The organism is Pseudomonas sp. GXZC (assembly GCF_026967615.1).
Lineage (GTDB): Bacteria > Pseudomonadota > Gammaproteobacteria > Pseudomonadales > Pseudomonadaceae > Aquipseudomonas > Aquipseudomonas azotoformans_A.
Genome location: NZ_CP114115.1, coordinates 1,081,494 through 1,107,014, shown reverse-complemented (window position 1 = coordinate 1,107,014; position 25,521 = coordinate 1,081,494). Strand labels below are relative to the sequence as shown.

Below are 25,521 nucleotides of genomic sequence, written 5' to 3'. Positions count from 1 at the left end.
CCGCTCTGATTATTTGAGAGGGACACACCGTGAAGCTATTGATCATCGAGGCACCTGGTAAGCTGAAAAAGCTCCAGCCAATGATGAAGAAGCTACGCCCAGGCGAAGACTGGCAGGTGGTTGCCAGTGGTGGGCACATCCGCGACCTGCCGGCGAAAGGTCAGGACGACAGCATGATCACCACAGGCGTCCGCAAAAATTACACACCGGTGTACGAGATCCTGGACAAGAGCGCCAAGGCCGTGCGAACCATGAAGGCCGCAGCTAAACAGGCCGATGAAATCTACCTCGCAACCGACCCGGATCGCGAAGGTGAAAGCATCAGCTGGCACATCCAGCAGGTACTGGCGGTCAAATCCTACAAACGCATTACCTTCAACGAGATCACTCTCAAGCGCGTTGAAGAGGCACTAGCCAATCCACGACAAATCGATCTGAACAGGGTTGCCTCACAGGAATGCAGGCGTGTGCTTGACCGCTTGGTGGGTTACCTGGTGACCCAAGAGTTGCGGCGCCTGATGGGCAAACCTACTTCCGCTGGCCGCGTTCAATCACCCGCCGTGTTTCTTGTGGTCTTGCGCGAACGCGAGATCCGCAACTTTCAGGTGATCAATCACTTTGGCGTGCGCCTGTTCTTTGCCGATGTAAGTCGGGGCACCACTTGGTATGCCGAGTGGCAACCGGTACCAGATTTCACAAGCAAGGAATTCCCCTATGTTCAGGATAGCAACCTGGCTCAGCACGTCGCCGGCACTCGAAATGTGGTGGTGGAGTCCTGCGAGGATCGCAAGGCCGAGCGTCATCCTCCCGCACCATTCATCTCATCCACTCTTCAACAGGCCGCCAGCAACGCGTTGAAATGGGATCCTGACAAAACCATGCAGGTGGCCCAGCGCTTGTACGAGCAAGGCGTGATCACTTATCACCGGACGGACAACCCCAATGTTCCGGATGAAGCCATGGACGATATTCGAACGGTTGCTAAAGCCCTCGGGATGACGGCCGTCGACGAACGGAGGACGTTTAAGTCCGCCGAAGGCGCGCAGGAAGGCCATCCAGCCATCACACCGACCTACTGGGCTGATGCCAAGGCAGGGGAAAATGACGATGAACTCGCCCTGTACAAGTTGATATGGGTGCGTGCTCTGGCTAGCCAGCTCGAAGCGGCAATCTTTTCCGTACGCACGGTGACATTGCTCGCAGTTGGGCCTGGCGGTAAGGCGCTGAGATTTGAAGCGAAAGGTGAAACTCTATTTCATCCCGGTTGGCGGAAACTGCTCAAGGGCGATGACACTGACGATGAAGAGGACACCAAGACCAACAACCCTGTCCCCGCACTCTCCCCCAAACAGATTCTTTCAGTCCACAGCGGCGAACTGCTGAAGAAAAAAACACAGCCACCTTCGCGTTACACCAAAGCCAGTTTGATCAAGGAAATGGAACGACGCGGGATTGGTCGTCCCAGTACGTTCGCCTCGATCTTGAAGAACATCACCAGCAAAGGCCTGATCGAGGAAAAAAGCCGCAAACTGGTACCGGCGTCGCTGGGGGAGGAAACGATCGCGAAACTCGAAGGGTTCTTCAGTTTCGTGGAGCTGGATTTTACGCGGGAGCTGGAGCGCGACCTGGACAAAATCGCCCAGGGCCAAGACACCTACGGCGCCGTCGTTGCACGTCTGCATAAGCGACTGCAGGAGGAACTGTCTCAGCAAAGTGGAATGCCGAGTGTGGCCATGACCTCCGCGCCACGCGCAGCTGCATCTGGTGGTGCTTTCAACTGTCCGAAATGCAATCAGTCCCTCGCAAGGCGGCAGAAGAAAGGAGACGGTGGATATGACTTTTGGGGGTGCACGGGCTTCAAATCGAATGGCTGCAAGGTGAGTTTTCCAAACTTGAATGGCAAACCCGATCTCAATAAACCCAGAGGGGTTTGACCTCTGCCATTGTCGATACAAATCACTGTCAACGCCGTTACGCATTACCCCTGGAAGCCGACCACGCCTATACCTGACATTCCTCTGCGAAATTGCAGAGGAGGTCATGGGTGAGCGAACAGAAGAGACAATCGGTGTTGGGTCTGCGCCTCTTAGCGCCGAAACTGGAGAAGTTCTCTGACCGGCAAATTGAAGTCGCCCAGACCTGGGCTTTGCATTTTAGCGTGCCTCCCACCCGACTGACCTCATTCATAGAAACCTACCTGAGTTCAACCGTTCACACTCGGTGCTGGTGCGTCACTCTGCCCTCACCAAATGATCAAATACGTCCAATGTTGGCCAGAATCGGCGATCACCTCCAGTACTTCGATGGTCATCTGATGAAGGCCTGCAAAATCACTGGCAAGGACCGCGTCCACAAGAAGAAACCCACCGCACTAGTGGCCCAGCAGCTCTTGCTCAGGTTTGAAAAACGCTGGTATGCAGACGTCCTCCTGACCTCTTTCTGCAGGTCGGCTGGAGAGAGGGCGCAAGACCTATCGATTGAAGATCTCGGGAGCTTCAATCGCAATCGCTACGATGCAACGGTGAGCAACAATCGGTACTTCAATCCTCGAAACCGCTTTTACCTGAAGCAGATTGGCAGCACGCTGAAGCAGTTTTGCCAGTGCCTGGACCAGGAGCTTCTGTTCGCTATCCGTTCGGCGCAATGCCCTTCCCCAAAGCTCTATAACTGGCTGGCTCAAGGCGACCGGATACGCCGGTTGCAGGCGCTTAAAGCTCAACCGGTACTGATTCCACTTCTGGTATTGGTAGATCAATGGCCGTGGCCGTGGGATAAGCAGGAGCAGGTATACATGACCTGCCCGTGGGACGAACTTCAAGAATGCCGCCCAAACTGGAGCGACGATGGGTCTTTGATCATCGCTCAAGAGTGCCTGATAGGTCGCATTGCAGACGCAGGTCTTCCGCTTACCGACACCCTGGCGTGGCTGCTACAGACGCCGCGTACTGCAGTGCGCTATTTAGGGCAACAACGTGTATACGATACCGGCAGTGCATTGACCCGTATCAATCGTGAGGGGCCTGAAGCTCCCTGGCATCGACTGCTGTTAGGAGCCTCACTTGGCAATCGACGTCCCCTTAAAAAAGCGCACTGGATCACGTTCTTCGCCCTGCTGGATAAAATCCCGTATCAACTGCGTGAGCAAACGCAGGACTGGAACAGGCTGCTGTCGGGGTGTCCAACTGATTGGTCGGACCCCAGTTGGTCCCAAATCGCCGACGATTTGCGAGACCTGAACGAGCTCTTCAACAACATAGATCAGAGCTACGGACCCGATGCCGGTGAAGCACTCCAAAAACTCAAAAGCTTCATTGGTACTGCTACCTATCACCAGATCGCCAGCTTGGTGGATAGCTTTCACCTTGCAATGATAGACATACGTGAAGCCTTGGATGCCGCAGATCCCCAAACAAAAACAGACTCTTTAACGCCCTGGAGGACGCTACTTAATTCAAATGACACACCCCTCGTAAGTCCGAATGGGCTGCTGATTGTCGAGCTGAAATGTCCAGCCGATCTTTATGCGGAACATCAAGCGCTGGGCCATTGTATTGATGGTTATGACTACAGCGCTTATCGGGGCAACTGCCGACTTTTTTCGGTTCGCGAAAACGGGCAATCCTTGGCCTCTGCCGAAATCCAGATGAATGAAAGTGCCTGGGGAGAAACGTTAGAGAAATTGACTCCCAAACACCTGGTGACGACACAACTGCGAGGGCTGCGCAATCGCACGCCTAAGTCGGGCTCCAGGGTTGACCGGGCCTATCAATGGTTTTGGGCAAAGATCAAATCGGGTGAGCTCGACATCAATCTGGAATGGCCCGACCAAACCCTATCCATGTCTCGCTATACAAATCGAAACCGGAAACAACTGCATGCTCAAGCGTGCGCAGAATGGATCAACCTGCGCCTGAGCAGAAAATGAGCCGTCCTCGCCTCATGAACCGCCGGCAAGACCTGGTTGAAAAGGTCATTTTCGACGGCTATGACTTCGGCATTTTGTTGCAGTACGTCGAAGGAGCCAATCGGCTGTTTCTCGAACGTGACGGTTTCTATATCCGGCGTGCAGAGCATCCCCAGCATCGCTATTGGCGCTTGCCCAAGGGAAAATTGCTGGATGACCTGGATGTGCTATTCCATCGTTTGGTGGAACTGTGCGAGAACCGCTTTAACGAAAGCTGGGAGACGTTTTCACAGAAAATCTCATCAGCGCAAAAAACTCCAGATCGGCAGGCATTCACTTGGGGGCTGACATTTCGGATCGCTCCGCTCGTTCAGGGGGGAGTTCTGCTGTCTGGTGACTACCACCCTGGAGCAGTCGCCGTTTCACGGCGCATGCATGGTGTGTTTCTCGGGCATTCCAAATCCTGGCGCATCGATGCCGGCGCAGAATTGGTGCGAAGCAACCTGATTCTTGAGCTTGGATTGTCTGAGGAACAGTTCGAAATCTTGGACACCGTGCAGGAGCTGCTGACCGACGGATCTATTGTTCCCGCAGATGAAGTATCTCGCATCAGCCTCGGAGGTCCGCCCCAGGAGCGCGCTGCTCAATCTGGTAACGAAGAAGTTTCAACCGACGTTTACCTTGCCGCTGTGCCATACATCGAGCGGACCGAGTTCACCACTGAACAAATCGATCTGGCCCTGGCGAGTTATTCATTGCTCGGCCATCAACCAGCGGGCATCCGGCATCTGCTGCAACGGACCAGTGCATTGCTCGCCGATGATATGGGCCTAGGAAAAACACGTCAGGCCATCATCGCCGCCGCTATTCGAGCGGGTGACAGCCCTATCCTCGTCATCACTTTGTCGACTCTGATTATCAACTGGCAACGTGAAATCCAGATGGTGTATCCCGAAGCCAGAATAGGTCAGCAGGTCTTTGATCCGTCGTTGCAGTGGACCATCATTAACTACGAGCGCTTGGGCGACTATGTCCTGCAGGCCGGCCATTTTGAAGTGATGATCATCGATGAGGCTCATCGTCTGAAGGAGCCAACCGCCGCATGGACGCGCCATGGGTTCGACATTGCAGCCAAGGTGCCCAATCGATATTTATTGACCGGTACACCGGTGCTCAATCGGGAATCAGAACTTCACACGCTTCTACGACTGTCAGGGCACCCCGTCGGAAAGCTGTCGCTCAAGGAGTTTTGCGAACAGTTCGCCGGCAGTCCGGAATTTCGCAAGAATCTTCGAGATGCGATTGGCGACTGGATGCTTCGTCGACGTAAAGACGTGCTCACAGATCTCAAGGGCAAGCATCGTCAGACTTTGCCGGTAGAGCTTTCAGTCGAGGAACGTCGTGAATACGACCGGATACGTCTTGAAGACAGACCAAGTCTCGCCAGGCTTGGTTCATTGCGCCAATTGCTAGAGCAGGTGAAGGTTCGGGTCGTCATGGAGCTGCTGTGCGAACTGGATGTGGAAGACAAAGTCATCTTGTTCTGTGAGTTCAAGGACACTGTCAGCACCCTGCGAGCGGAGTGCGAGCAAGCCGGATACGGTTGCGTTACCGTGGTAGGCAGTGACTCCCTCGGCAAACGCCAAAAAGCGATCGACCGTTTTCAAAGTGATCCTGACACCAGAGTGTTCGCTGCCACCACTTCTGCCGCAGGTACAGGAAATAACCTGACTGCTGCAAACAATGTCATGTTCCTGGGGCTGCCATGGACGCCAGGATTACAGGATCAGGCGGAAGATAGAGCCTACAGGAATGGGCAGCTGCGCATGGTTGTGGTGAAGATCCCGCTGGTAGAAAACTCCATCGATCAGATGCTGTGGCAAATGCTGCTGGATAAACGGCAACTAGCGAGCGACCTCATTGAGCCCGATGCAGCAGCAAACGCCAGGTCCCAACTGTCAGCCATTTTGTAAAATGCCGATTGAAATTAATCACCGCAATTGCATTGAAAGCGTTCGCTTAAATACCTAAAGACGCAAACTCCTATTTTCTACTGCGCCGTCAATGACTGGCTGTCACTGTGCCTCCATCATCAAAGGGGGCCTTTCGGCACATGATCAGGCACTTCACCACTCTCTCCCTGCTCGCGCTCGTCGCCAGTTGCGCAACCCACACGCCACAGACGCCAAAGCCGGCGTTTGATAGCAGCCGTAATCCGGATATGTTGACGCCGGACCTCTACCCCAGCGGCGCCGTGCCTGAAAAGGAACCGGTCGTGCGCTACGGTCGTTACACCCTGGTCAGTACCTTGCCTGACTCGGGTCAGCGTGACCTGATGGCTCAGATCATTGACATCAGCATTCCTGCCAACATGCACCCCAATGTGCGCGATGCCATGCAGTACGTAGTGGACCGTTCAGGTTATTCGCTGTGCTCGGCCGAAACTGGTCACGTCAATATCCTGTATACCCGTCCCTTGCCTGCAGCCCAATACAAGCTCGGTCCCATGACATTGCGTAACACCTTGCAGGTACTCGCGGGTCCGGCGTGGCAAGTGAAGGTCGACGAGGTCAACCGCCAGGTTTGCTACGTGCTGCGCCCAGGCTATCAATTACCAACCCCAGCGTCGCCGGCGGGCAAGCTCTATGCCGATAAGTCGCAGGTTTCTGCATCCACCAACTCCACTGCCCCGGCCTCGACACAGGGTGTCGTCGTCGCCGCTATACCTGCATCGGCCCCGATCTCCACATCTACATCCGCTGTTGCAGAGCCTTTACCAGCTACCACCGTGCTTCCTCTAGTGGCACCTGCCAAGGATGGCCCTATTCCTGTTGTGACACCTACTGCTGCAGCCAAACCTTTGATAGCAGCCACGTCCTCGGCATCGAGCGTGCCCAACCAGCTCGCGACATCCAAGCTAGCTAAAGCCGTCACGACTACTGCGGTAGCGGCCCCGGCCATCGAGGTCAAACCCATTCCCTCCACCCGGCCGCTGCCCCAGGTATGGACGGCCGAAGTTGGGTCAACTCTGCGCGATAGCGTTGAGGAATGGGCCAAGAAAGCCCGGTGGCGAGTGATTTGGGCCCAGGAGGATCTCAATTACCCCATCAAGGCACCACTGCACTTTGAGGGCTCGTTTCAGGAAGCCATCGAGCAGCTGTTCCCGCTCTACGACAATGCCCCGCGATCCTTCGTAGTCAACGGTAGCGAAGGCTCCCAGAGCGTCTTGTACGTCGCTGAGAGGAAGAAGAAATGATCAAGTTCAAATGGGCCCACTGGGCACTGACGTCGATGGCCCTAGCCTTGGTAAGCAGCTGTGCTGTGCAGCGTGTCAATGAGTCCTTCGACCGAGCTGAGGTCCAAGGCCAAACGGCTGACCAATACACCAGACTCCTACAGAGCCAGCAGCCGCACCAGAACCGCGCCACGGTTGTTTTCAGTAATAAACCTTGGGTTTCTACCGAGCCGCTGATCACCAGACGCGGACTGCCGTTCAACCTGGACCGTAACATCTCGTACCGCCCGGCGGGCCCTGTGTCTATTGCTGACGTAGCTCAGCTCATAACCAATGAAACTGGCCTGCAGGTGGTAGTCGCGCCGGATGCTCTTAACCCAGGGATTCTTTCTTCGAAACCCTCCAGCGGTGCAACGCGGGTAGCAACCCCGGCCTCACCGGATCCTGACAGCCTGGCTGGCCTACTGCCAAGCGGCCTGGCAGGGACCATACCTGGAAGCGCAAGCTCATTTGACCTGGGCCTCAGCGGCGGCGGGCTGATCTCCGGTCTGAACTATAACGGCAATGTTTCGGGGTTGCTGAACCAGTCCACCTCCCGCCTGGGGCTGTCGTGGCACTTCGACCCCGAGCTGCAGGGCGTGCGTGTCACCTATTTCGACACCAGAACCTTCGATGTATGGACGTTCGGTGACAAGTTGGAGATCGAGAGCACTGTCAAATCTGGCCTGCTGACCTCTACGGGCAATGGATCTTCGGGCTCCTCAACCTCTTCGGGGGGAGCTACCGGTGAGTCCGGCAGCAACCAGAGCACAAAGTCCACTTACAATACCTCGCTAATGAGCGACATCGAGAGCAACGTCAAAGCCATGCTCAGCATGCAGCCGCCAGGACGGCTCTATCTCTCTCGCTCAACTGGGACACTCACCGTTAGCGACCGCCCGGAGGTGCTGAATCGGATCTCGGCCTATCTGAAAGAAACCAACCGCAGCATCACCCGGCAGGTCCTATTCAACGTTAAGGTGTACGAGGTGAACTTCAGCGACAGGGACCAGACGGCGGTCAACTGGAGCGCAGTGTACAAGTCCATCTCTGGAAATTGGGGTTTCGGCCTAAGCAACACTGTCGCAGGCATCAGCTCTGAGGCGATCTCAGCCAGCGGCAGCATCCTCGATACTTCCAGCTCACCATGGGCAGGCTCCAAGGCCGTTGTCCAAGCGTTATCAGAGCAAGGCCGCGTCTCTGAAGTGCGTTCGCCGTCGGTGACCACGCTGAACCTGCAGCCGGCACCGATCCAGATTGGTAACGTCCAAAGCTATGTCGCCTCCAGCTCGACCACCACCACCGCATCGGTAGGTTCGAGCACAGCACTTACACCGGCAACCATCACCAGCGGCTTCAACATGATGTTGCTCCCCAAGCTTCTGGACAAAGAAAACATGTTGCTGATGATCACTCTCAGCATCAGCAGCAAGCCAATCTTCAAGGACTTCGAGAGCAACAACTCCAAGGTCCAGACCACCGACTACGACACCAAGAACGTTGCGCCAAAGGTCCGCCTGCGCAGCGGTGAAACACTGATCCTCACCGGGTTCGACGAGAACGGGGATGACGCACGCAAGTCAGGCCTAGGCAGCCCGGGCTTTTTCGGTTTGGGCGGCAGCAGTACGCGTTCGACGTCACGCAGCGCCCTGGTGGTACTGGTCACACCGATCGTGCTCCCGGACAGCCTGTGATGGTCAAAAACATGACAACGGAAGCCCCAAAATCTTCCAGCCGGGTGCAAATCATCCAGCACCGCGGCCGAGTCTTCGTTACAGGTATGCTCTGGATTCCGCTGGGCAACATGACCAGTTACATGAAGGAAGCCCGTCAGTATGGTCATGAGCACGGCCTGGACATCGTGGCTATCCGAAGAACGTCACTAATGATCCAGGCGGGCTTTGTCTCTCGCTCCTCTGACGTTCACAAAGGCATGTACTCCTTGGCTGCGACCTTGGCTGGCCAGCTCGGTGATTCGTGGATTGCTGCCTGGGCCGTGGACGCCGATCAAGATCGATATGCCATCGTTGCTGTCCATGAGGGCAGGATCATCCCGGGTTGCGACCTGATTGCCACGGCAGCAGAGGTCCGTAAACGGGTGTTGCAGCAACGCAGTCGCGGCATCCAGTTCGAGCGAGAGTTCTTACCGACCGAGTTTGCCATGGGTGGCGAGCTCATCGACATCGATGAGTTACTCCACCCGTCGAGGCTCAAGCGCGAGTATCGGCTGCGTCCACTCGTGTTTGGTATGTCCAAGCCTGAGCTGGCCCAGCTGCTTCTGGTGTTCCTTTTGATCGGTGGTGGCCTACTGGCCTGGTCACAATGGAAATCACATCAGGCAGAGATCGCGCGTCAAGCTGCCATCGAGGCGGAGAAGAAGCGCCTCGAGGAGCTGGCCGAGCTGAAGAGGCAAACAGGTACAGAGCAACCCCTCCAGGCGCTGGAGCACCCCTGGGCGAAACAACCCTCGGTCACCGACTTCGTAGCGGTCTGCAGCCATGTGATGTACCAGTTGCCCCTGAATATTCAGGGCTGGCCCATCAATAAAGCCCAGTGCAACGGTTCTCAAATCATCGCGACCTACGACCGAGCTGGTAACAGCACTGCTAATGACTTCACGACGGCCGTCGGGGAGCTCTTTTCCACACGCCCGGATTTCACCGACCAGGCTAAGTCCGGGATCCTGAAGTTCGACATTTCCATTGACGCCGCAGGTGATGATGCATTGGTCGAGGCCAAGGACGCTCTAGAGAATCTGACCAGCTGGTTCCACAGTTTCTCTCAGGAGCCGCAGTTGCAATCCATGCCGGTGGTTATTCCACAGGAGCCGGTTCTGCCAGGCCAGCCGGCACCACCTCCCCCCCCGCCACCTCAGTGGAAGCAGTACCAGCTTTCCTACACTACTGGCGTTCTGCCTTATGACTCCTTCAATGGCGCCCCGACCCAGGGATTGCGCCTGCAGGAGATCAAGACCGAGTACAAGGCTGACCACCTGATCTGGTCGGTCATAGGAGTCCTGTATGCGAAATAACCCCAGTGTTTTATTCCTGGCCTGCTGGTTGCCGTTCACCAGTGCCCTTGCTGCCGTCCCAGACCTCTCAGGCATTAGTGTCGGCGAACTCGGAAAGGTGCAGAGCGAAACCATCCTGTTCAAGGCTCAGGCCGAGCGCACCAAAGCCGAGCTCGAGGCAAACGGCACAATACCTAACGCCCCCCAACCAGTGGGGCAGTTCCCTACTACTGGGCTCACTCCCACCATCACCGCAACCGCCCCGGGACCGCGCCTATTGGCCTTACCGGTGGTGAAAGAAATCAGCGGCTCCGGACAGAAATTACGGGCAAGCCTGATTTACGGCGACGGCAGCGAGGTCGATGCCAAGCCGGGAAGCGAGTTACCAAACGGTTTCCGGGTTCAACAGATCACGCTCGATGGGGTGGTGCTGAGCAAGGAAGGGAAGCGATACCCCCTGGGATTCGGTAACCGAGTGATGATTCAACCACAACAGAGCCTGCCGGGCCTTATGCCCGGGCAACCCTGAGGAGCATTGACCATGACCGAGCTATCCACAGTGCCAGTTGACCTTGAGCCTGTCGATTTGGCGTTGGCAGCGCTGCCAGTGGCGTTGCTGACCGGGCCAGATGGCCCTCATCCAATAAAAGATGACTTGCGCCAAGTCCTTGCTCTGACAGCCGATGGGAAGCTGTACATCTCTCCCCAGCACGTCCGCGACCCCTATGTCATGTCATTCATGGACCAGCTGGACCACAAGGGGATCAACTTCGAGGTCATCTCTGCATCGATGACGGAGATCAAAGCGCTGTACCAGGCCTCGGCGTCGACGGGCGTGAAGTCACTTGTCGAGACTCAACGCCAAGCTCAGGTTGTGGAGTTCATGGGAGACGCCCACCGCCGCGGCGCCAGTGACATTCACATTGTCGTTTCGCACGATGTCACTCGAATCAAGTACCGGCTCTTCGGCGTCCTACAGGAGGTCCGTCAGGAGAAGAGCGACGTAGGTCGTGAATTCTGCGCTGCACTCTACAACAGCATGTGCGATGTCTCGGGCGATTACTACCAGCCTCACATTGCTCAGGATGCGAGGGTCAGCCGAAAATTCGTCGACCAGTTGGGTCTGTATGGTGCTCGGGTCGCAACTCGGCCACTGGTGGATGGCCCGCTGATGGTGATGCGTTTGCTGTACGACGACACGTCCAAGCAAAGCTTCGCGGAACTAGGTTTTCTGCCTCAGCAGACCGAGCACTTCAGGAGACTGCGAAGCCTTCCCTACGGGCTAAACCTTATCACTGGGCCAACAGGCTCCGGTAAATCCAAGACCCTTCAGGTCAATCTGAACGAGCTGTACGACGAAACCGGTGGCTCCCGACACATACTCACGCTCGAGCATCCACCGGAGTATCCGCTCAAGGCAAACCAGTCACCGATCTATGCCGGCGAGACTTGGGGTGACGGTATTACCAACGCGGTACGCCTTGACCCCGATGTCCTCATGTACGGCGAGCTGCGCGACTTAGCATCCGCCCAGGCCGCATATACCGGTGCCATGACCGGTCACCAGAGCTGGTCGACGCTACACACCAACAACGCGATCGCCTCCATCCAACGTTTGATTGATATGGGTGTAGCTGATTACCTGGTCACCGACCCACTGCTGACCACGGGAATCGTGAACCAGTCGTTGGTGCCGGTTCTCTGCCCCGCTTGCCGAGTTCCACTGAAGAACCACAAACACAGCATCAGCAGCGATCTTTTCGCCCGACTGGAGCAGTTGCAGATCGTCGACCAGGTCAACCTCGTCGGTGATGGCTGCAGCCAGTGCAGAAATCTCGGCGTTGTCGATCGCACTGTCATCGCTGAAACATTGCTGACCAGCGTCAAGCTCATGGATACGTTCACCAAGCGAGGTGCGAGCGCTGCGCGCAGGTACTGGGTGAAGGAGATGGGCGGGATCACCAAGATCACCCACGCGATCATGAAGATCTCCGAAGGAATCGTGGATCCACGCGATGCCGAGCTCTTTGCGGGCCCCCTCGACTTCGACAGGCAACTGATGGAGCAATCCGATGTTTGAGTTGATTCAGGACTTCTGGACAGGCGTACGGGAGGCTGCCCAGGGATGGGTTGTCACCTTCTACGCCAAGCAGTTTGGGAAGAACGAGCGAATCCAGTTCTACGAGAGTCTGATGGGCGTGCTCGAGGACGGGATTGCGATCGAGGAAGCGCTGGAGACCGTTGCGAAGGCATTTAGCGGCGACGGCAAAGCGATGCATCCTGTGTCGGTCATTTGTGGTCAGGTGGCGATGCTCGTGCGTGGAGGGAAATCTTTGGCGGACGCCTGCAGGAGCCACTTGCCATATGACGAGGCCTCCCTGGTCGAGACCGGGGAGAAAACCGGCAACCTGGTAGGAGCATTCCGGGATTGCGTCCGGCTCATCGAGGCTCGCCAACGCATAGCTCGCTTGGTCATCTCGGTCGTAGCGCTTCCTTCGATCACCTGGAGCCTCATGGGGGCACTGTTGTATGTCATCGCCACCTGGATGGTGCCGTCGATGGCTCAGCGCCAAAACCCAGAGCTGTGGACCGGCATCCCCAGTCTGCTGTACGCCCTTTCAAACCTGGTCACACACTACGGTCTGCTGATTGTAGCGGTCGTGCTGACCTTGATCGTCGTCTCTTTCGTGACGCTTCCATACTTTTGCGGCTTGCAGGTTCGACCAGACAGCCCGATATGGAAAACAAAGCTCAGCCTGGTGCTGCAGACCACCAGGATGCGACTCGAGAGCATTCCACCCTGGTCAATCTACAAAGTCCTGCATGGCTCGATCTTCCTGCTGAACATGTCAGTGATGCTCCGCGCCGGCGTCGGCCAGCTAAGTGCACTCAGTATCCTCAGCCGAAGCGCCTCCCCCTGGCTGCGAGAAAGGATCGAAGCTATCAACTACGGCGTCAGCTCGGGTAAAGATTTCGGCACTGCGCTCAAGTTGGCCGGACACCAGTTCCCTGACCAGATGGCCATCCACTTCCTACAGGTCTTGGCCACCCGACAGAGCTTTGCCACGTCGATGGAGCGGTTTGCCAATCGTTGGCTCGAGCAGATGCTCAAGCGCGTGGAAGCGATTTCAACGTCCCTCACAGCAATATCCGCAGTAATCATGGGCCTGCTCATGATTTTCGTGATGGTCGGCATCTTCCAGCTCGCCATCGGCCTGATGGACTCAATTCAACACTAAGCAAACAGCTCCGAGGCAACCAATGACACTCTCTACCCCTAAAAACCAACGTGGCTTCCTATCCATCGACGGCGTGATGTGGATCATGCTCATCACCATCGCCTTGGGCTTCATCGCCTGGATCGGCTACAAGATGCTCGGCAGCTCTGATGCCGCTATAGAACAGAGCAATATCACCACCATTATCACCAACGCAAAAAAGCTCAAGGGGTCGTCTGGATACGGCACTTCCGGGACCAACCTGGTCCCATCTCTAATCGCCATTGACGGTACTGGTTCCATGGGCGTTTCGGGTACCAACCTGACGAATCAGTGGAATGGCGCCGTAACGCTTTTGAGCAATGGTATGACCTTCACTCTCTCCGAAAGCAACGTGCCCAAAGCGGCCTGCATCACGCTGACCACCAAGATCGCCAAGGACAAGCAGACCACCACCGCCATCAACGGTGGTTCGGCAACCAGCGGCGAGGTCCTTCCCGCCGCCGCAACAACAAGCTGCTCCAACGACATGAACTCGATCTCCTGGACCACTTACTGAAGGGCGACAGCGTGAGCTTGATTGCAGCTGCTGATTTCGTGGACCTCTACCTTGGCCACGACTTTGCCGATGTGAAGGGGCTGGCCGGCCAGCCTCGCAAGGTCACCGCTCCTGCGGAATGGTTGACCGAGATTCAGGAGCTTCGGGCACAGTGTCTGCATCAGTACGAAACGACCCGTGAGCCTGAGTTCGCCCTCGTACTGGAGGAGCGAGTGCTCTTGCGGGTGACGTACAACCTGGATGTCTTCACCAAGCCGTTTTTTGTACTGAACCGCTCAAGAGCAACCATCATGCCCCTCGAGGATCTTGGGTTACCGGATCATATCTACGAGTGCCTGCTCGCAGAGGAAACCAGAGGCCTCGTGTATTTCGCTGGAGAGATGGGGACGGGGAAGACCAGCAGCGCAGCCTCGGCGGCAAAGGCTCGCCTGACGTCACTTGGAGGCCTTGGCCTGACGGTCGAGGATCCGCCAGAAACTCTCCTGCAGGGCGAGCATGGCCCGGGCCGTTGCATCCAGTTGCCAGTCTCCCGCATCCAGGGCGGTTACTCAGAAACGCTGATCCGTGCCCTTCGCACGCGCGCTGACCTCATCCTGGTCGGCGAAGTGCGGGACACAGCTACAGCGGTTGAGGTCATCAAGGCTTCCATCAACGGCCATCTCATTTTTTCTACCGGACACGCTGGCAGCATAGGAGGGGCCATCAAACGTCTGGCCGTGCTCGCCGAGCCTGTTATGCCCAATGCAATGGAGGTGCTATCCCAAGGGCTGACGGCGGTGATTCACCAAACCCTGCTGCGCCCCGACCACGGACAACCGCGGCTGACGCTCCAAACTCTCTTGCTTACCCAGGAAGACGCTCCGTCCATCCGCGAGAAGATCCGCAGCGGGCATCTTCAGATGATCGAGCAAGACGTTGTCACACAATCGAATAGGAGTCTCTGGCATGGCCAGTAAACGCGGGCAAGCTGGCTTTTTTACCATCGACGCAATGTTCGGCCTGATCGTGCTGAGCATCATGCTCTCTCTCGCAGGCTGGTGGATGTTCAGTTTGGGAAACCAGCAGGACTACAGGATCGCCGCCGAACATCAGCGGACTGCGGCAGATGCCTTTGCCAAATACCTGAAAGACAACTACTCAGTGGTGCTCAACAACGCCGGCCCGACCACGCCCGTGCAGGTCACCGTGGACATGATGCAGAACGCCAAATATCTGCCGGCGGGCTTCAGCTCAACCAACAGCTTCGGCCAGACCATCGTTGGTCTGGCCAGACGCCTGAATGCTAATCAGCTCGAGGCCGTTGTGGTGACCACCGGTGGCCAGGTCATCCCTGAGCTGGGCATTCGCACCATCGCTGAGCACCTTGGCGGACCGGGCGGCTTTATTTCGTCACTAAAGCCCGGAGTCATTCAGGGAGTGCGTGGTGGATGGGAAGTCGCCCTTAGCAACTACGGCATTAACCCTGGCCAGGGACATACGGCGAGCGCGCTTTTCTTGATGGACGGCGACCTGGCCAACGACTACCTCTACCGCAACGCTGTACCAGGCCATCCTGAGTACAACCGGATGAATACCGCTATTGATATGGGTGGCAACGACATCAACAACGCTCACACCGTCACCGCGACGAACGACATCACCAGTAAGGACGGCTGGTTCAGAAGCCAGAACGACACCGGCTGGGTGAACGAGAAGTGGGGGGGCGGCATCTATCAGTCCGATGCTGACTGGGTCAGAGTCCTTAACAACAAGGGTCTATTGACCGGTGGGAAGATCCGCGGAGGCACGCTCCAGGCGGATGGACGAGTCACAGTTGGGGAATACCTGGACATCGACAGCACCGCAGTCGAAGGACAGGCCTGCCCGAAGATCGGTATCCAGTCGAAAAACAACATGGGCGCGCCCCTGACCTGCCAGTGCCTCACACCTTCTTGCCAATCCGGTGTGTGGAAAGGGTCTGGTGGCAAAGACCGCTGGGGTGGTTCATTTTGGACTGCCTCCTGGGCGTCTGGTGGTTGCGCCGGTTCAAATCCATATACAGGCTCGTGCAGTTGCCCCACTGGTTACAACGCAAGCGGCGCGTTTGCCATCGCAATTGGAGGCTGCAACCCTTGCGCTGCTTACAGCTGTTATCGTCCCGACTAAAGTTACAGGTATCCACAAAGCACAAAGCCATAGGGCGAAACCCTATGGCTTTTGTTTGCAGCTGAAAACCGGATTTGGCAAAGCTGGGTTAATTAAGTAAATAACAACCAACAATTGTCGCGTCCCACTGAGACCACTGAAACGCTTGGCCTGACAGATACCCTGATGAGCCTGTGGGGCAACTACAACTGCCTGTGAGCGGATTACCTTGCCTGCATCCACCATCAAAGGTTCCGTAAATGTAGGTACCTTTGAAGTTTCCGGAACCGTTATTTTTCCACACGCCGGATTGGCAATGAGCAATCAGGGCTAGTTACAGGCGATTATGTAACTGCAGGTGCCCCCGATATTAAATGCTCCTTTATCATAAAAGCCACATGTGACGACTCTGTTTGCATCGGCATAAGCATAATTGCCACCAGCGTAGTCTGGCCGAGCAGCTGGGTGTGGATTAGCTGCGTCTGATGCTGACCAAGTACAACTTCCAGCTGCGCTACCAGTTGGCAGCGGTATTTGTTGGCCGTGAGTAATAAAGCCAGTTAAAACTTTTCCGCCAACGCTTGAACGCCACACACCGGATTGGCAATAGGATCTCCCGAAATGCCCAGCCTAGCTGGTCAGGGCAATCTCTAGGCATCACCTATTCACCGCAAAAAAGTGTGACCCCTTTCTAAGATGCAGTTCTGGCTCAACGGGTCCAACATGATTATGTCGCCCTCGTTTACCTGCTCCAAATACTGATCAGGGGCTGGAATAGGCTCCTTGTCCCGCAACGACAACATCAGATGCCGTAGCAGCGCATCTTGCGCCACCCGCGTCGCTGACTCCGCAGTGCTCCCAGCGCCTTGTACACCATTGAAGTCGAGAACTCGCACGGTGACACCGTTAGGTGTTTTCAAAACTACTGCAGGATACGGAACCAGATGATTGATGATCACCTGCTGGCCACGATGTTTATTACCCTCAAGCTTCTTGACCAACCTGGACGCTTTCAAGTGGGTGTACCTCTTCAACATCGAGAGGCTCTTGTGCCCACTGATCGCAGCAATTTCCATGATGTCAAGCGTGCCAAGCTCAAACAGGCGCGAGCAGGCTTCATGTCTTAGGTCGTGAAAGTGAAGATCTTTAATGTCCAGCCGCTGGAGCATGATGCGCCAGGCCGATTTCAAGCCATTGGCGGTATAACCGAACACCTTGCCTTTTGTCCGTGCACCGATATGGATCAACACATCACGAGCCTTGAGGCTGAGGGGCACGTCCCGCTTCGATCCGTTTTTGGTATCGGGGAGGTGAGCGATTCGCCTCTGTAAGCTGATGTGCTCCCACTCAAGCTTTAACAGTTCCCCCTGGCGCATAGCAGTCTCGATCGCAAGGACGACTAGGACGTAGAGGTCCGGTGTGGGATGCGCGTGACAATAACGCATGATCTGGCGCTCCTCACGGGCGGTTAACCGCCGATCACGACCAGGTGCTGCTTTCGGCTTACGCACGTTCAAGACTGGGTTCGACTCGCACACCCCCCACTCGATCCGGCCTATGTCGAAAACGTTCGACAGCAACGACATCTCCAGGCGCACCGTCGATGGTGAAATTAGTGAACCCGTTTTGGGGTTGGTCTGCGAGAGACGCTCGTCGCGGAGATTCGCGATATCCGGACTCCGAAACTCACGCATGCTCTTGGCTGCGTACTTGGATTTGAGCAGACTAGAGATACGGTAACTTTCTTGTACAAAGCCTTTCTTCAGCACGGAGACTTTCTGTCGATAAAGGGTCAAGCCTTCAGCGAGCGTCATGTCCTGGGTCATTCAACTCTTCCAGTTTGGCCTGCAGCAGCCTGGCCAGCTGGTCGAATCGGATTTCCAATGCGCGGCAAAGGTTGAAAACGGTATCGAGGGTTGGAGATTTGTGGCCACGCTCAAGCAGACTGATGTACGACCTATCTACACCAGCTTCGAAACTCAGCTTTTCTTGCGAGATGCCCCGAGCAATGCGCCGCTCAGCCAACACCATGCCGAATGCATGATTGTGCTTTTTCGAAGAATCTGGTTGTAATTTCAAAAGTCCAACCCGAGATCACGAGATCAAAGGTCAGAATTTTCGGCTTGTTGACTATAATCGTCAGCTGACTATAGTCAACAACGCTCATACCCTAGGATTTCTTCATGTACATCTACTGGATCGCTATGACCCTGCTGATCGTGGCAGGAGGCATCTTTTCCCAGGTGCAGCACAGCGACGAGACTGTGTCTGAGCAAGCCACGATCGATGCCCTCAGCCGGAGTATGCTCGTCTACCGCTCGGCCGCAGCGGAGTATGCCCGGGCCAATCCTGGGTTCACTGGCGCGCCGTCAGAGGCGTCTCTAAACCTTCCCAACTGGTATACCAAGCTGGACGGGATCAACACGTATGTCGCCGATGGAGTGTCATACACCTACATCGCCGGCGGAGTTCCTGCAGGGCTGCCTTCCGCACTAACCGATCGCACTGAGTCTGCGACCGTCGGGGTAAAGAGATCCGGCCAGCTTTTCTCACCGAAGGGAGGAATCATGGAAATTGCGGTTCCAGCGCCAGTACCAGAAGGTGCAATCGTCGCCGTCAACTGACCATAGCTCAGTTCCGCATTCGCTCTGTTGCATATGCCCCAGCCTATCAACATAATGCACGCAACAAACGTTTCCACCCCGTTGGCTACTGGCGGTCATCAGTAGCGCCCGGTGATGCGGCTTGCCACATTACCAACCCCAAAGCACGCTGAGCTCCGGGAAGGGCGTGCGGATCTGGTTCAAAGCTCTCCCTGTGTCTCCCTGTTCAAGCCAGACACGCAGCCGTCTAACTCGTGAATTGCGAGTTCAAAGGCACATAGGGCTTTGTTGAGGTTCGAAGCACAGTAATCTCAGGGCCACACTGGTGTTGTGGCCCACATTTTTTAAAGCTCACACAATGGGTAGCCTGATGATCTTGTGAAGGATTATCAGGCTACCCTTTGGTAGCTGCTTTTCCCTGCCGGTGGCCCGCCGGCGAAACGCAGGGCTCCCTTTGTGCGCGGATGCGTGCCTTATGTTTGCTGGCCTCAGCCACGATAATCGGCCAGGTGTAGGAAGTGAGACGTACAGATCACAGCCCAGGGATCGATGACGCCTTTATCTCCACACAGGTGGCATTTTTTTTCTGAAAGACGTGTCTAACTACAACCGAGGGCGACTGTTTACCCAGCTGCTCTCGGTAGTTTCTCCTGCGGTGTTAAATCTGTTTTTGCCCTCCCCAAATTTCCCCTCCCCGCTTGACACATCACTATCCCCCTTCGATGATATGGACGTGTTTTGCTGACGTCGTCAGCATCATGCCCAGGCAACCAGGATCTTTAAGGTTGCGACACGTCAATCGTGTTGATTCGCCCAAGACCGCTGAGCTTCTGGTAGCGCGGTCGGTCGACAATCGTCGATAGAAGCATCTGATGTTACTCACCTCGCGGGGAATCACTTCCCCGACAGGGCCAGTGCTTTCTCCGCATCTCAACCTGCAGGAGAAACACCATGTCCACACTCAGCTATAACGTTGGTTACACCCTCGGTGCTGTCGCCCGTGGATTTCTTCGGGTGATGAAAAGCCCCAAGCACACAGCACCCGCCAGCCCTCTCATAGCCACGCAATTGCTGCAGGCGGCTCCTCACCCATCCGGCCAGGTCCTCGAGACCATGCGCCAGGTTCCCGCAATCGTTCGCCTGAAGGGTGTCGATCTCAACTCTTGGTACGAAGCCAACACCCGTGTGGTGGCGTTGAAGAAACCGGCGCGTCAGCGCAAACCCAGAACGCCTGGAAAACAGGCGTCTCCAGTAGAAAGCACTCCGGGCGTTGAGATGAAACTCGTTGAGCTCATCCCCATTCCTGACCGGTTCTCTGACTATCGCCGTGCCATGGAATGCGGCATAACCGATGAACAGTTCCGCGCACTCGGCAACTGATCTCAGCCCCTCCACCCCGTCGGGAACCTTCCCCACGGGGGAGGTTCTTCTCAGCCAAAGACTTTTTTCACCAAAGACTTGACAACCTACAACGTCGTTTTCCATTCTGTGTGCATGTATCGCTGACGTCGTCAGCAACATGCCCATGTAGTCTGGATCCGAAAGACTACGATGCGGTTTACCGCATTGATCCACTCCCAAGATCGCCATAGCTTCCGGTAGCGCGATCAGTCGACTCAGTCGATGGAAGCACCTTTCCCACCCATGACGGGCCTACCCCGTCAGGGCAGGCCTCTCAATTTTTTGGAGGTCTGATGAAAACCGAACTGGCTCTCTACCAAGCGCTGATCTCGATCAACGTCCCGGAACAGAAAGCTAACGCTGTCATTGAAGCTCTGGAGACCGACATGCTTTCACGTTTGGCTACCAAAGCAGATTTGACCGCCCTTACTGCTGAGCTGAAAACTGAAATATCTCAGCTCGAAGTAAAACTCACTATTCGCATGGGCGTCATGTTGTCAGCTACCACTGGTGTGCTGATTGCTGCCATGAAATTCCTGCACTAAACAAACCCTTTAGCTTCATCACCCTCGCGGGGAATACTTTCCCCCAAGGGCGAAGTGTTTCTCCGCTTTCTGTTATTTCGAAACTGGAGAATCATCATGAGCACTACTCAAACCAACGAAGCAAAATTCTTCGATCTTCACACCACTGGTATCGGTTACCTCAACCGTATCCGTGAAGTGAAACCTCGCGGCAAGGGCAAGCCATTCATGGCTGTCACCGTTGCGGCGCTGCGCGGTTCTACAGATGAAGCCGAGTACTCCTACATCGACTGCAACATTGTCGGCGCCGAAGCTGAAAAGCTGATTCGTCGCAGCCAAGCGGCCGTTGAAGCAGGAAAGAAGGTCCTTGTGAGCTTCCGTATCGGCGATATCTGGACCGATGCTTTTACCTATGAGAAAGGCGATAAAAAGGGCCAACCTGGAGCAAGCCTCAAAGGACGACTTTTGTTTATCGGCTGGATCAAGGTAGACGGGCAAACCGTTTATGAAGCCAAGCCTCGTGAAGTTGAAACAGTTGCTGAACAAGGCGAAGCGAAATCTGAAGCACCACTCGAAAGCGAAGAAGCAATCGAGCCAGTTGCGGAGGAACAACTGGAGCCAACGCCTGCTAAACGGCAGCGTAAGGCATCTTGATTCACTCTGTTGCAAGGCACCCTTCGGGTGCCTTTCATCATCCGAAGGGAACACCTCCCTTCTGGGTACGGTGATTCTCATACATTGGAGACTCACCATGATGAACACGTTATTTACACAAGCTCTTGACATACGCGTTGCTTATGCAAAAGCAGTGATCTTTGAAAATAAGATTGATCAGATTATCTATGTGATCGAGGCTCAAATCCTAGGCGCAGACGCATACCGCGCCGGCCTGCCCAACGTACCCGAGTTGTTCAAGACCGTTCCCTCGCTCAATCGAGCTTGGGATAAGGGAGTACACGCGGCCATTAATGGCAGAGTTTGTTCACGCTTGACTGAAGAAGAAGGGTTCCTGATAGCAGAAGAAGTGCAGCTACTCGCGCTTGGGCCTGACGAGGAGTGTCGGATGCTGCCTGACGGCAGTTCAGATCAAGTCTTGTTGGACGTGAGACTTGACCGAAATGAATCGTCACCTGGCGTTTTCTCCCTCGACTTCCGAGTCCAAGAGATACACATTTCTTGCCCATGTGACGACGAGTACTGACAGGATACAAAGCCTAAATCACCGTCTTAATACCCTATACACACCCAACGGGAAACCACCTCCCGTATGGGCCAGGTGGTTTTCACACCTGGAGTCGACCATGAAAAAACTTTCTCACCTAGTATCGCCTGATTTGCTCAAGCTACCGGTCGTGTTGACCCCTAGGGCCTGGCAAGAAGCGGTACATATTGAAAACCAACAGGATGCCTCTGTTATCAGTCAGCGACTGGGCGATGTTGTCCTGGAAGCCTACCGAGAGCTGCATTTGCAACCTGACAGCGACCTGATCCATTTCGGCCTCTATCGCCTGCTGCCTGACGGCAACAGCTCAGATCGAGTCTGGTTGGACTTGAAACTTGACCGAATTGAATCGCCACCTGGCGTTTTCTACCTCTACATCTCACTCAAAGAAGAAATGCACACTTCTTGCCCATAACCGCTTCGGCATTCACAGCACTCCCCCAAGCCCGACATTTGTCGGGCTTTTTCATTCATAGCAGTGTGGAGCTGCACATGATCAACATCCCAGGCCAACTGGCCATCCGTACCATCAGCGGCCGTAACGGCGACTTCAACGTAGGACGACTTTCAACTTCAATCGGTGAGTTCGTCATCAAAGACGCGCTCCTCGATCAGTACAATGAGGGTAAATACCGAGGCGATTTCCTGATCACAGAAATTCGCCCTTCGTACTACTCGACATCGGGTCGGCTAGTCGTCGAGATTCGTGCAAAACTCGAAAGCATGAGCTTGGACGATGTGGATAAGTTGACAGCGGAAGACGCTGCCACGCTCTCTGCGAGTGAGCCGGACCCTATTGATGAAGAGTCATCTTCAGCGCTGCAAAAGCCTCTCCAGCAGCGTAAGAAGCTGACGTCGTCTAAAGAGGCAGGCAGCATTGGAGAATCGTCTGCAGCAGAGGATGCACCCTTTGGGATGCCGCCGCCTAGCTTGGCCAGCAGCGCAGAACAAGACGCCGACCTGTTCGGCACGATCTGGCCTCTGTGCGACACGGTCAAGCTTGACACCACTGTTGATCGCCAGCGCTTACGTCAGCAATGCACTCGCCTCGGCGAGCTCGGCTACGTACTGGATTTCAAATTACAAGTCTGGACGCTCTCAAACTTCTAACTGTTCCAACACCCACCCTTGAGGGGCTCCCTCATGGGCGCTCCTTCGTATTTAAGGAGCATTACATGAACCCAATTTTCAGCAACCTGACCGCTGCAGTTCTGAACAATATCGACGATCAACTTGCCAACAACGAAGTATCGACGGATGAAGAACTATGGGATTTCTTTATAGAAGAGCTCGACATGACGGCTGAACAAGCTGATGCCGCCGTGGCACTCCGCTCCCAATACCTGGGAAAAGTCTTCCTGACAGGGCACAGCCCTCTGTTTCATGACGATACGACTTCATTTGATCCGAACGACAAAACGTTCAAGTCGGACGTCGTGCTGTTTCCCAAGCAATAACACTCACTGATAACAACCCCGAGGGGCTCACCGCCCCTCCGGGCGGGTTCCCTCTTCAAAATGGAGGTTCCCATGCCCAGCCCTACCCCGCTCTTCCCAATCGAGGAGTGCAATGACCTATTCGTCGATGCTTGCGCCTGTGACGAGCAACGCAACCTAGTGTTTCTCTCTGCATGGGGCCGTGACACGGCACTGCAGGAGTTCCTGGCCAGGCTGACCCTCGGCGCTGCCGAGGATGGTCTGAGTCAGTTTCACCTTGTTGTGGACGGCCGAAGTCTCCCCGTCTTTCCCAACATCGACCTGTTGGAAAAACGCACCACGCGGCAAATGCGCGGGACTTTGTTCGGCAGCTTGATTCACCTCTGGTTGTTCGACCGACGCTGCGTGCAGCCGGATCGAGCCAACCACTTCGCCTATGCCCTACTTGAGAAAGGGCAGTCACCTCATCAAAGGCTTTGGCCGTTGATCCACGACACCTGCCCTTTACCACTGCTTCCACACTGGCAGAAGCCGGTGATGGACTGGCTCACCCAACACGACATGTTGCAGCTCTTGCCCGGAACATCCGGCGCAGTTGCGGCATGGCGTTTGTCGTTGCAACTCGACGTCCTCGAACCTGCTTTAGGCGATCTCATTCGCCAAGGGCAACTCTCAACCCACGCTCAGTTTTGAGCCTTGATCCAGGAGCCTCATCATGGCCTTGATGTTCCCACGCTTGGCGCGCAACTTCGCTCGAAATGGCTACTACCCCACTGACGAAATGACGCTGGAACGGACCCTGCAGGCGTTGGCCCCCTCTTCCACTGGCAAGATGCGGATCTTTGATCCCTGTGCCGGTGAGGGTGTTGCGCTGGCTGAAACGGCTAATGCGCTCGGACGTGACCGCGTCGAGACCTACGCAGTCGAGTACGACCAGGAACGTGCCAACCACTGCAAGACACTGCTGGATCGCGTGCTGCATAGCGATCTAATGGACACTATGATCAGCCGCCAGGCCTTTGGCTTGCTCTGGCTCAACCCGCCCTACGGTGACCTGGTCGCTGACCATGCAGGTGCCTCACAGTACCAAGGTAACGGCCGTCGGCGCCTCGAGAAGATGTTCTATCAACGGACGCTTCCACTGCTGCAGTACGGTGGGGTCATGGTGCTGATTGTCCCGCATTACTTGCTGGACGATGAACTGTGCGGTTGGCTCTGCAATCACTTCACTGAGCTGCGGATCTACAATGCAGCTGATCCAACCTTCAAACAGGTGGTGATCTTCGGTATTCGTATTCGCCGCCAGGACCTGGCTCGACCGCAAGAGGTCAAATACGTACGCGCACGCCTCCAGGCAATCGGCGCCGGCACATTGAGTGCGGAAGCGTTACCAACCACTTGGACGTGGGAGCCCTACAGGGTCCTCCCAGCATCCACTGACCTGGAACACTTCTACCGTATCAGCCTTGAACCCGAACAGCTCAGCGAAGAGGTCAAAAGACTTCGTGGCATGTGGCCGGACTTCACACTGCATTTTGGTCAAAGTGCCGCCCAGCCACGACCTCCCGTGAGGGAACTCTCGCGCTGGCACCTGGCGCTTGCCTTGGCTGCCGGTGCGATATCCGGAGTGGTGACATCCAAAACCGGTCGCGTATTGGTGCTCAAGGGCGATACCTACAAAGATAAGGTCCGCAAGACCGAGTTCACGGAGGACCAGAACGGTAACGTCTCAGAGGTAAGGATCCTGACAGATCGTTTCGTACCCATTATTCGGGCATGGGACATGACGTCAGGCTCCACCAACTTCGGCAAGGTGATCACCATCAGTTCATCGGAGGATCCACGGCCTGAGCCTGACGAACCAGTTTCTGCGCCTACCCCCAATAACCAACCAAAGGTCATTTTTGATCCTGGCCGCGTGTTACTTACCCAATCTGTGCAACACCTCATGGAACGCGGATACCTCGACCCAACTCTTTACCTCCGACGACATTTCTCCGGGGACTGGGGTGAACTGCACGACGAAGACAGGAACAGCAACCAACGCGCCCTGACTACCAGGGAGCGGCTGTTCTCCAGCTACAACGTCGACGTCGGCTATGAAACAAGGTTGTGGATCATCACCGAAGCTGACCGGAGTACTACTACCGTGTTGCTGCCATCGGACTACTGAACTATCAAGTCAAGCTGATCACACATCAATCAACCCGCAGGGTATTCACCATACCCGTCGGGGTGTCGTGCAT

Annotated in this window: 24 protein-coding genes; 22 read left to right on the top strand and 2 right to left on the bottom strand. The window is 55.6% G+C overall.

Annotation, left to right across the window (positions count from 1 at the left end; genetic code table 11):
* Positions 1–29 precede the first annotated feature (29 nt).
* The 12 genes from topA to pilV all read left to right on the top strand — a co-directional run bounded on the left by topA (position 30) and on the right by pilV (position 16,110).
* A complete protein-coding gene (topA, locus tag OZ428_RS05145; RefSeq protein ID WP_133074716.1) occupies positions 30–1,934 on the top strand; it encodes a type I DNA topoisomerase in 1,905 nt (634 codons plus the stop codon).
* Between the two features lie 110 nt (positions 1,935–2,044).
* Complete coding sequence (locus OZ428_RS05140) at positions 2,045–3,925, top strand: hypothetical protein (RefSeq protein ID WP_269132832.1); 1,881 nt, start codon at positions 2,045–2,047, stop codon at positions 3,923–3,925.
* Positions 3,922–5,877, top strand: coding sequence for a DEAD/DEAH box helicase (locus OZ428_RS05135; RefSeq protein ID WP_269132831.1), 1,956 nt, complete (start codon positions 3,922–3,924; stop codon positions 5,875–5,877). Before OZ428_RS05140 ends, OZ428_RS05135 begins: the two co-directional genes overlap by 4 nt.
* Positions 5,878–6,017: 140 nt before the next feature.
* Positions 6,018–7,160 carry a PFGI-1 class ICE element type IV pilus protein PilL2 gene (gene pilL2 / locus OZ428_RS05130; RefSeq protein WP_133074718.1) on the top strand — a complete coding sequence of 381 codons (1,143 nt, stop codon included), beginning with the start codon at positions 6,018–6,020 and terminating at the stop codon, positions 7,158–7,160.
* Positions 7,157–8,872, top strand: a complete 1,716-nt coding sequence (gene pilN, locus OZ428_RS05125; protein ID WP_133074719.1) for a PilN family type IVB pilus formation outer membrane protein — start codon at positions 7,157–7,159, stop codon at positions 8,870–8,872. Before pilL2 ends, pilN begins: the two co-directional genes overlap by 4 nt.
* Positions 8,872–10,209, top strand: coding sequence for a type 4b pilus protein PilO2 (gene pilO2 / locus OZ428_RS05120; protein WP_269134159.1), 1,338 nt, complete (start codon positions 8,872–8,874; stop codon positions 10,207–10,209). The genes pilN and pilO2 overlap by 1 nt, the downstream gene beginning before the upstream one ends.
* Positions 10,199–10,717 carry a type IV pilus biogenesis protein PilP gene (pilP, locus tag OZ428_RS05115; protein ID WP_133074720.1) on the top strand — a complete coding sequence of 173 codons (519 nt, stop codon included), beginning with the start codon at positions 10,199–10,201 and terminating at the stop codon, positions 10,715–10,717. The genes pilO2 and pilP overlap by 11 nt, the downstream gene beginning before the upstream one ends.
* Before the next feature lie 12 nt (positions 10,718–10,729).
* A complete protein-coding gene (locus OZ428_RS05110) occupies positions 10,730–12,268 on the top strand; it encodes a GspE/PulE family protein (protein ID WP_133074721.1) in 1,539 nt (512 codons plus the stop codon).
* Positions 12,261–13,427, top strand: coding sequence for a type II secretion system F family protein (locus OZ428_RS05105; RefSeq protein WP_133074722.1), 1,167 nt, complete (start codon positions 12,261–12,263; stop codon positions 13,425–13,427). Before OZ428_RS05110 ends, OZ428_RS05105 begins: the two co-directional genes overlap by 8 nt.
* A gap of 22 nt (positions 13,428–13,449) precedes the next feature.
* Positions 13,450–13,965, top strand: coding sequence for a type 4 pilus major pilin (locus tag OZ428_RS05100; protein WP_133074723.1), 516 nt, complete (start codon positions 13,450–13,452; stop codon positions 13,963–13,965).
* A gap of 11 nt (positions 13,966–13,976) precedes the next feature.
* Positions 13,977–14,921, top strand: a complete 945-nt coding sequence (locus OZ428_RS05095; RefSeq protein ID WP_133074724.1) for an ATPase, T2SS/T4P/T4SS family — start codon at positions 13,977–13,979, stop codon at positions 14,919–14,921.
* Positions 14,911–16,110: a shufflon system plasmid conjugative transfer pilus tip adhesin PilV gene (pilV, locus tag OZ428_RS05090; RefSeq protein ID WP_269132830.1), complete on the top strand. Its 1,200-nt coding sequence runs from the start codon at positions 14,911–14,913 to the stop codon at positions 16,108–16,110. Before OZ428_RS05095 ends, pilV begins: the two co-directional genes overlap by 11 nt.
* Positions 16,111–16,754: 644 nt before the next feature.
* Here the strand turns inward: pilV and OZ428_RS05085 are convergent.
* Positions 16,755–17,915 (bottom strand): tyrosine-type recombinase/integrase, encoded by a 1,161-nt coding sequence (locus tag OZ428_RS05085; protein ID WP_133074727.1) that lies wholly within the window; start codon positions 17,913–17,915, stop codon positions 16,755–16,757.
* A complete protein-coding gene (locus OZ428_RS05080; protein WP_240164036.1) occupies positions 17,890–18,168 on the bottom strand; it encodes a helix-turn-helix domain-containing protein in 279 nt (92 codons plus the stop codon). The genes OZ428_RS05085 and OZ428_RS05080 overlap by 26 nt, the downstream gene beginning before the upstream one ends.
* 104 nt (positions 18,169–18,272) lie before the next feature.
* Here OZ428_RS05080 and pilM point away from each other — a divergent pair, with 104 nt between their 5' ends.
* The 10 genes from pilM (at position 18,273) to OZ428_RS05030 (ending at position 25,448) form a co-directional block, all read left to right on the top strand.
* Positions 18,273–18,713 (top strand): type IV pilus biogenesis protein PilM, encoded by a 441-nt coding sequence (gene pilM, locus OZ428_RS05075; RefSeq protein ID WP_133074728.1) that lies wholly within the window; start codon positions 18,273–18,275, stop codon positions 18,711–18,713.
* 930 nt (positions 18,714–19,643) lie between these two features.
* Positions 19,644–20,072 carry a hypothetical protein gene (locus OZ428_RS05070; protein WP_133074729.1) on the top strand — a complete coding sequence of 143 codons (429 nt, stop codon included), beginning with the start codon at positions 19,644–19,646 and terminating at the stop codon, positions 20,070–20,072.
* A 314-nt stretch (positions 20,073–20,386) separates the two neighbouring features.
* Positions 20,387–20,638, top strand: coding sequence for a hypothetical protein (locus tag OZ428_RS05065; RefSeq protein WP_133074730.1), 252 nt, complete (start codon positions 20,387–20,389; stop codon positions 20,636–20,638).
* Between the two features lie 96 nt (positions 20,639–20,734).
* A complete protein-coding gene (locus OZ428_RS05060) occupies positions 20,735–21,271 on the top strand; it encodes an STY4534 family ICE replication protein (RefSeq protein ID WP_133074731.1) in 537 nt (178 codons plus the stop codon).
* 97 nt (positions 21,272–21,368) lie between these two features.
* Positions 21,369–21,818, top strand: a complete 450-nt coding sequence (locus OZ428_RS05055) for a hypothetical protein (protein ID WP_133074732.1) — start codon at positions 21,369–21,371, stop codon at positions 21,816–21,818.
* Positions 21,819–21,918: 100 nt separating this feature from the next.
* Positions 21,919–22,254 carry a hypothetical protein gene (locus OZ428_RS05050; protein WP_033902860.1) on the top strand — a complete coding sequence of 112 codons (336 nt, stop codon included), beginning with the start codon at positions 21,919–21,921 and terminating at the stop codon, positions 22,252–22,254.
* A gap of 77 nt (positions 22,255–22,331) precedes the next feature.
* Positions 22,332–22,949 carry a DUF3275 family protein gene (locus tag OZ428_RS05045; protein ID WP_133074733.1) on the top strand — a complete coding sequence of 206 codons (618 nt, stop codon included), beginning with the start codon at positions 22,332–22,334 and terminating at the stop codon, positions 22,947–22,949.
* A 65-nt stretch (positions 22,950–23,014) separates the two neighbouring features.
* Positions 23,015–23,296 (top strand): hypothetical protein, encoded by a 282-nt coding sequence (locus OZ428_RS05040; protein WP_133074734.1) that lies wholly within the window; start codon positions 23,015–23,017, stop codon positions 23,294–23,296.
* Between the two features lie 72 nt (positions 23,297–23,368).
* Positions 23,369–23,968: a hypothetical protein gene (locus tag OZ428_RS05035; RefSeq protein WP_133074735.1), complete on the top strand. Its 600-nt coding sequence runs from the start codon at positions 23,369–23,371 to the stop codon at positions 23,966–23,968.
* 22 nt (positions 23,969–23,990) lie between these two features.
* Positions 23,991–25,448 (top strand): DUF6094 domain-containing protein, encoded by a 1,458-nt coding sequence (locus OZ428_RS05030; RefSeq protein WP_133074736.1) that lies wholly within the window; start codon positions 23,991–23,993, stop codon positions 25,446–25,448.
* Positions 25,449–25,521 lie beyond the last annotated feature (73 nt).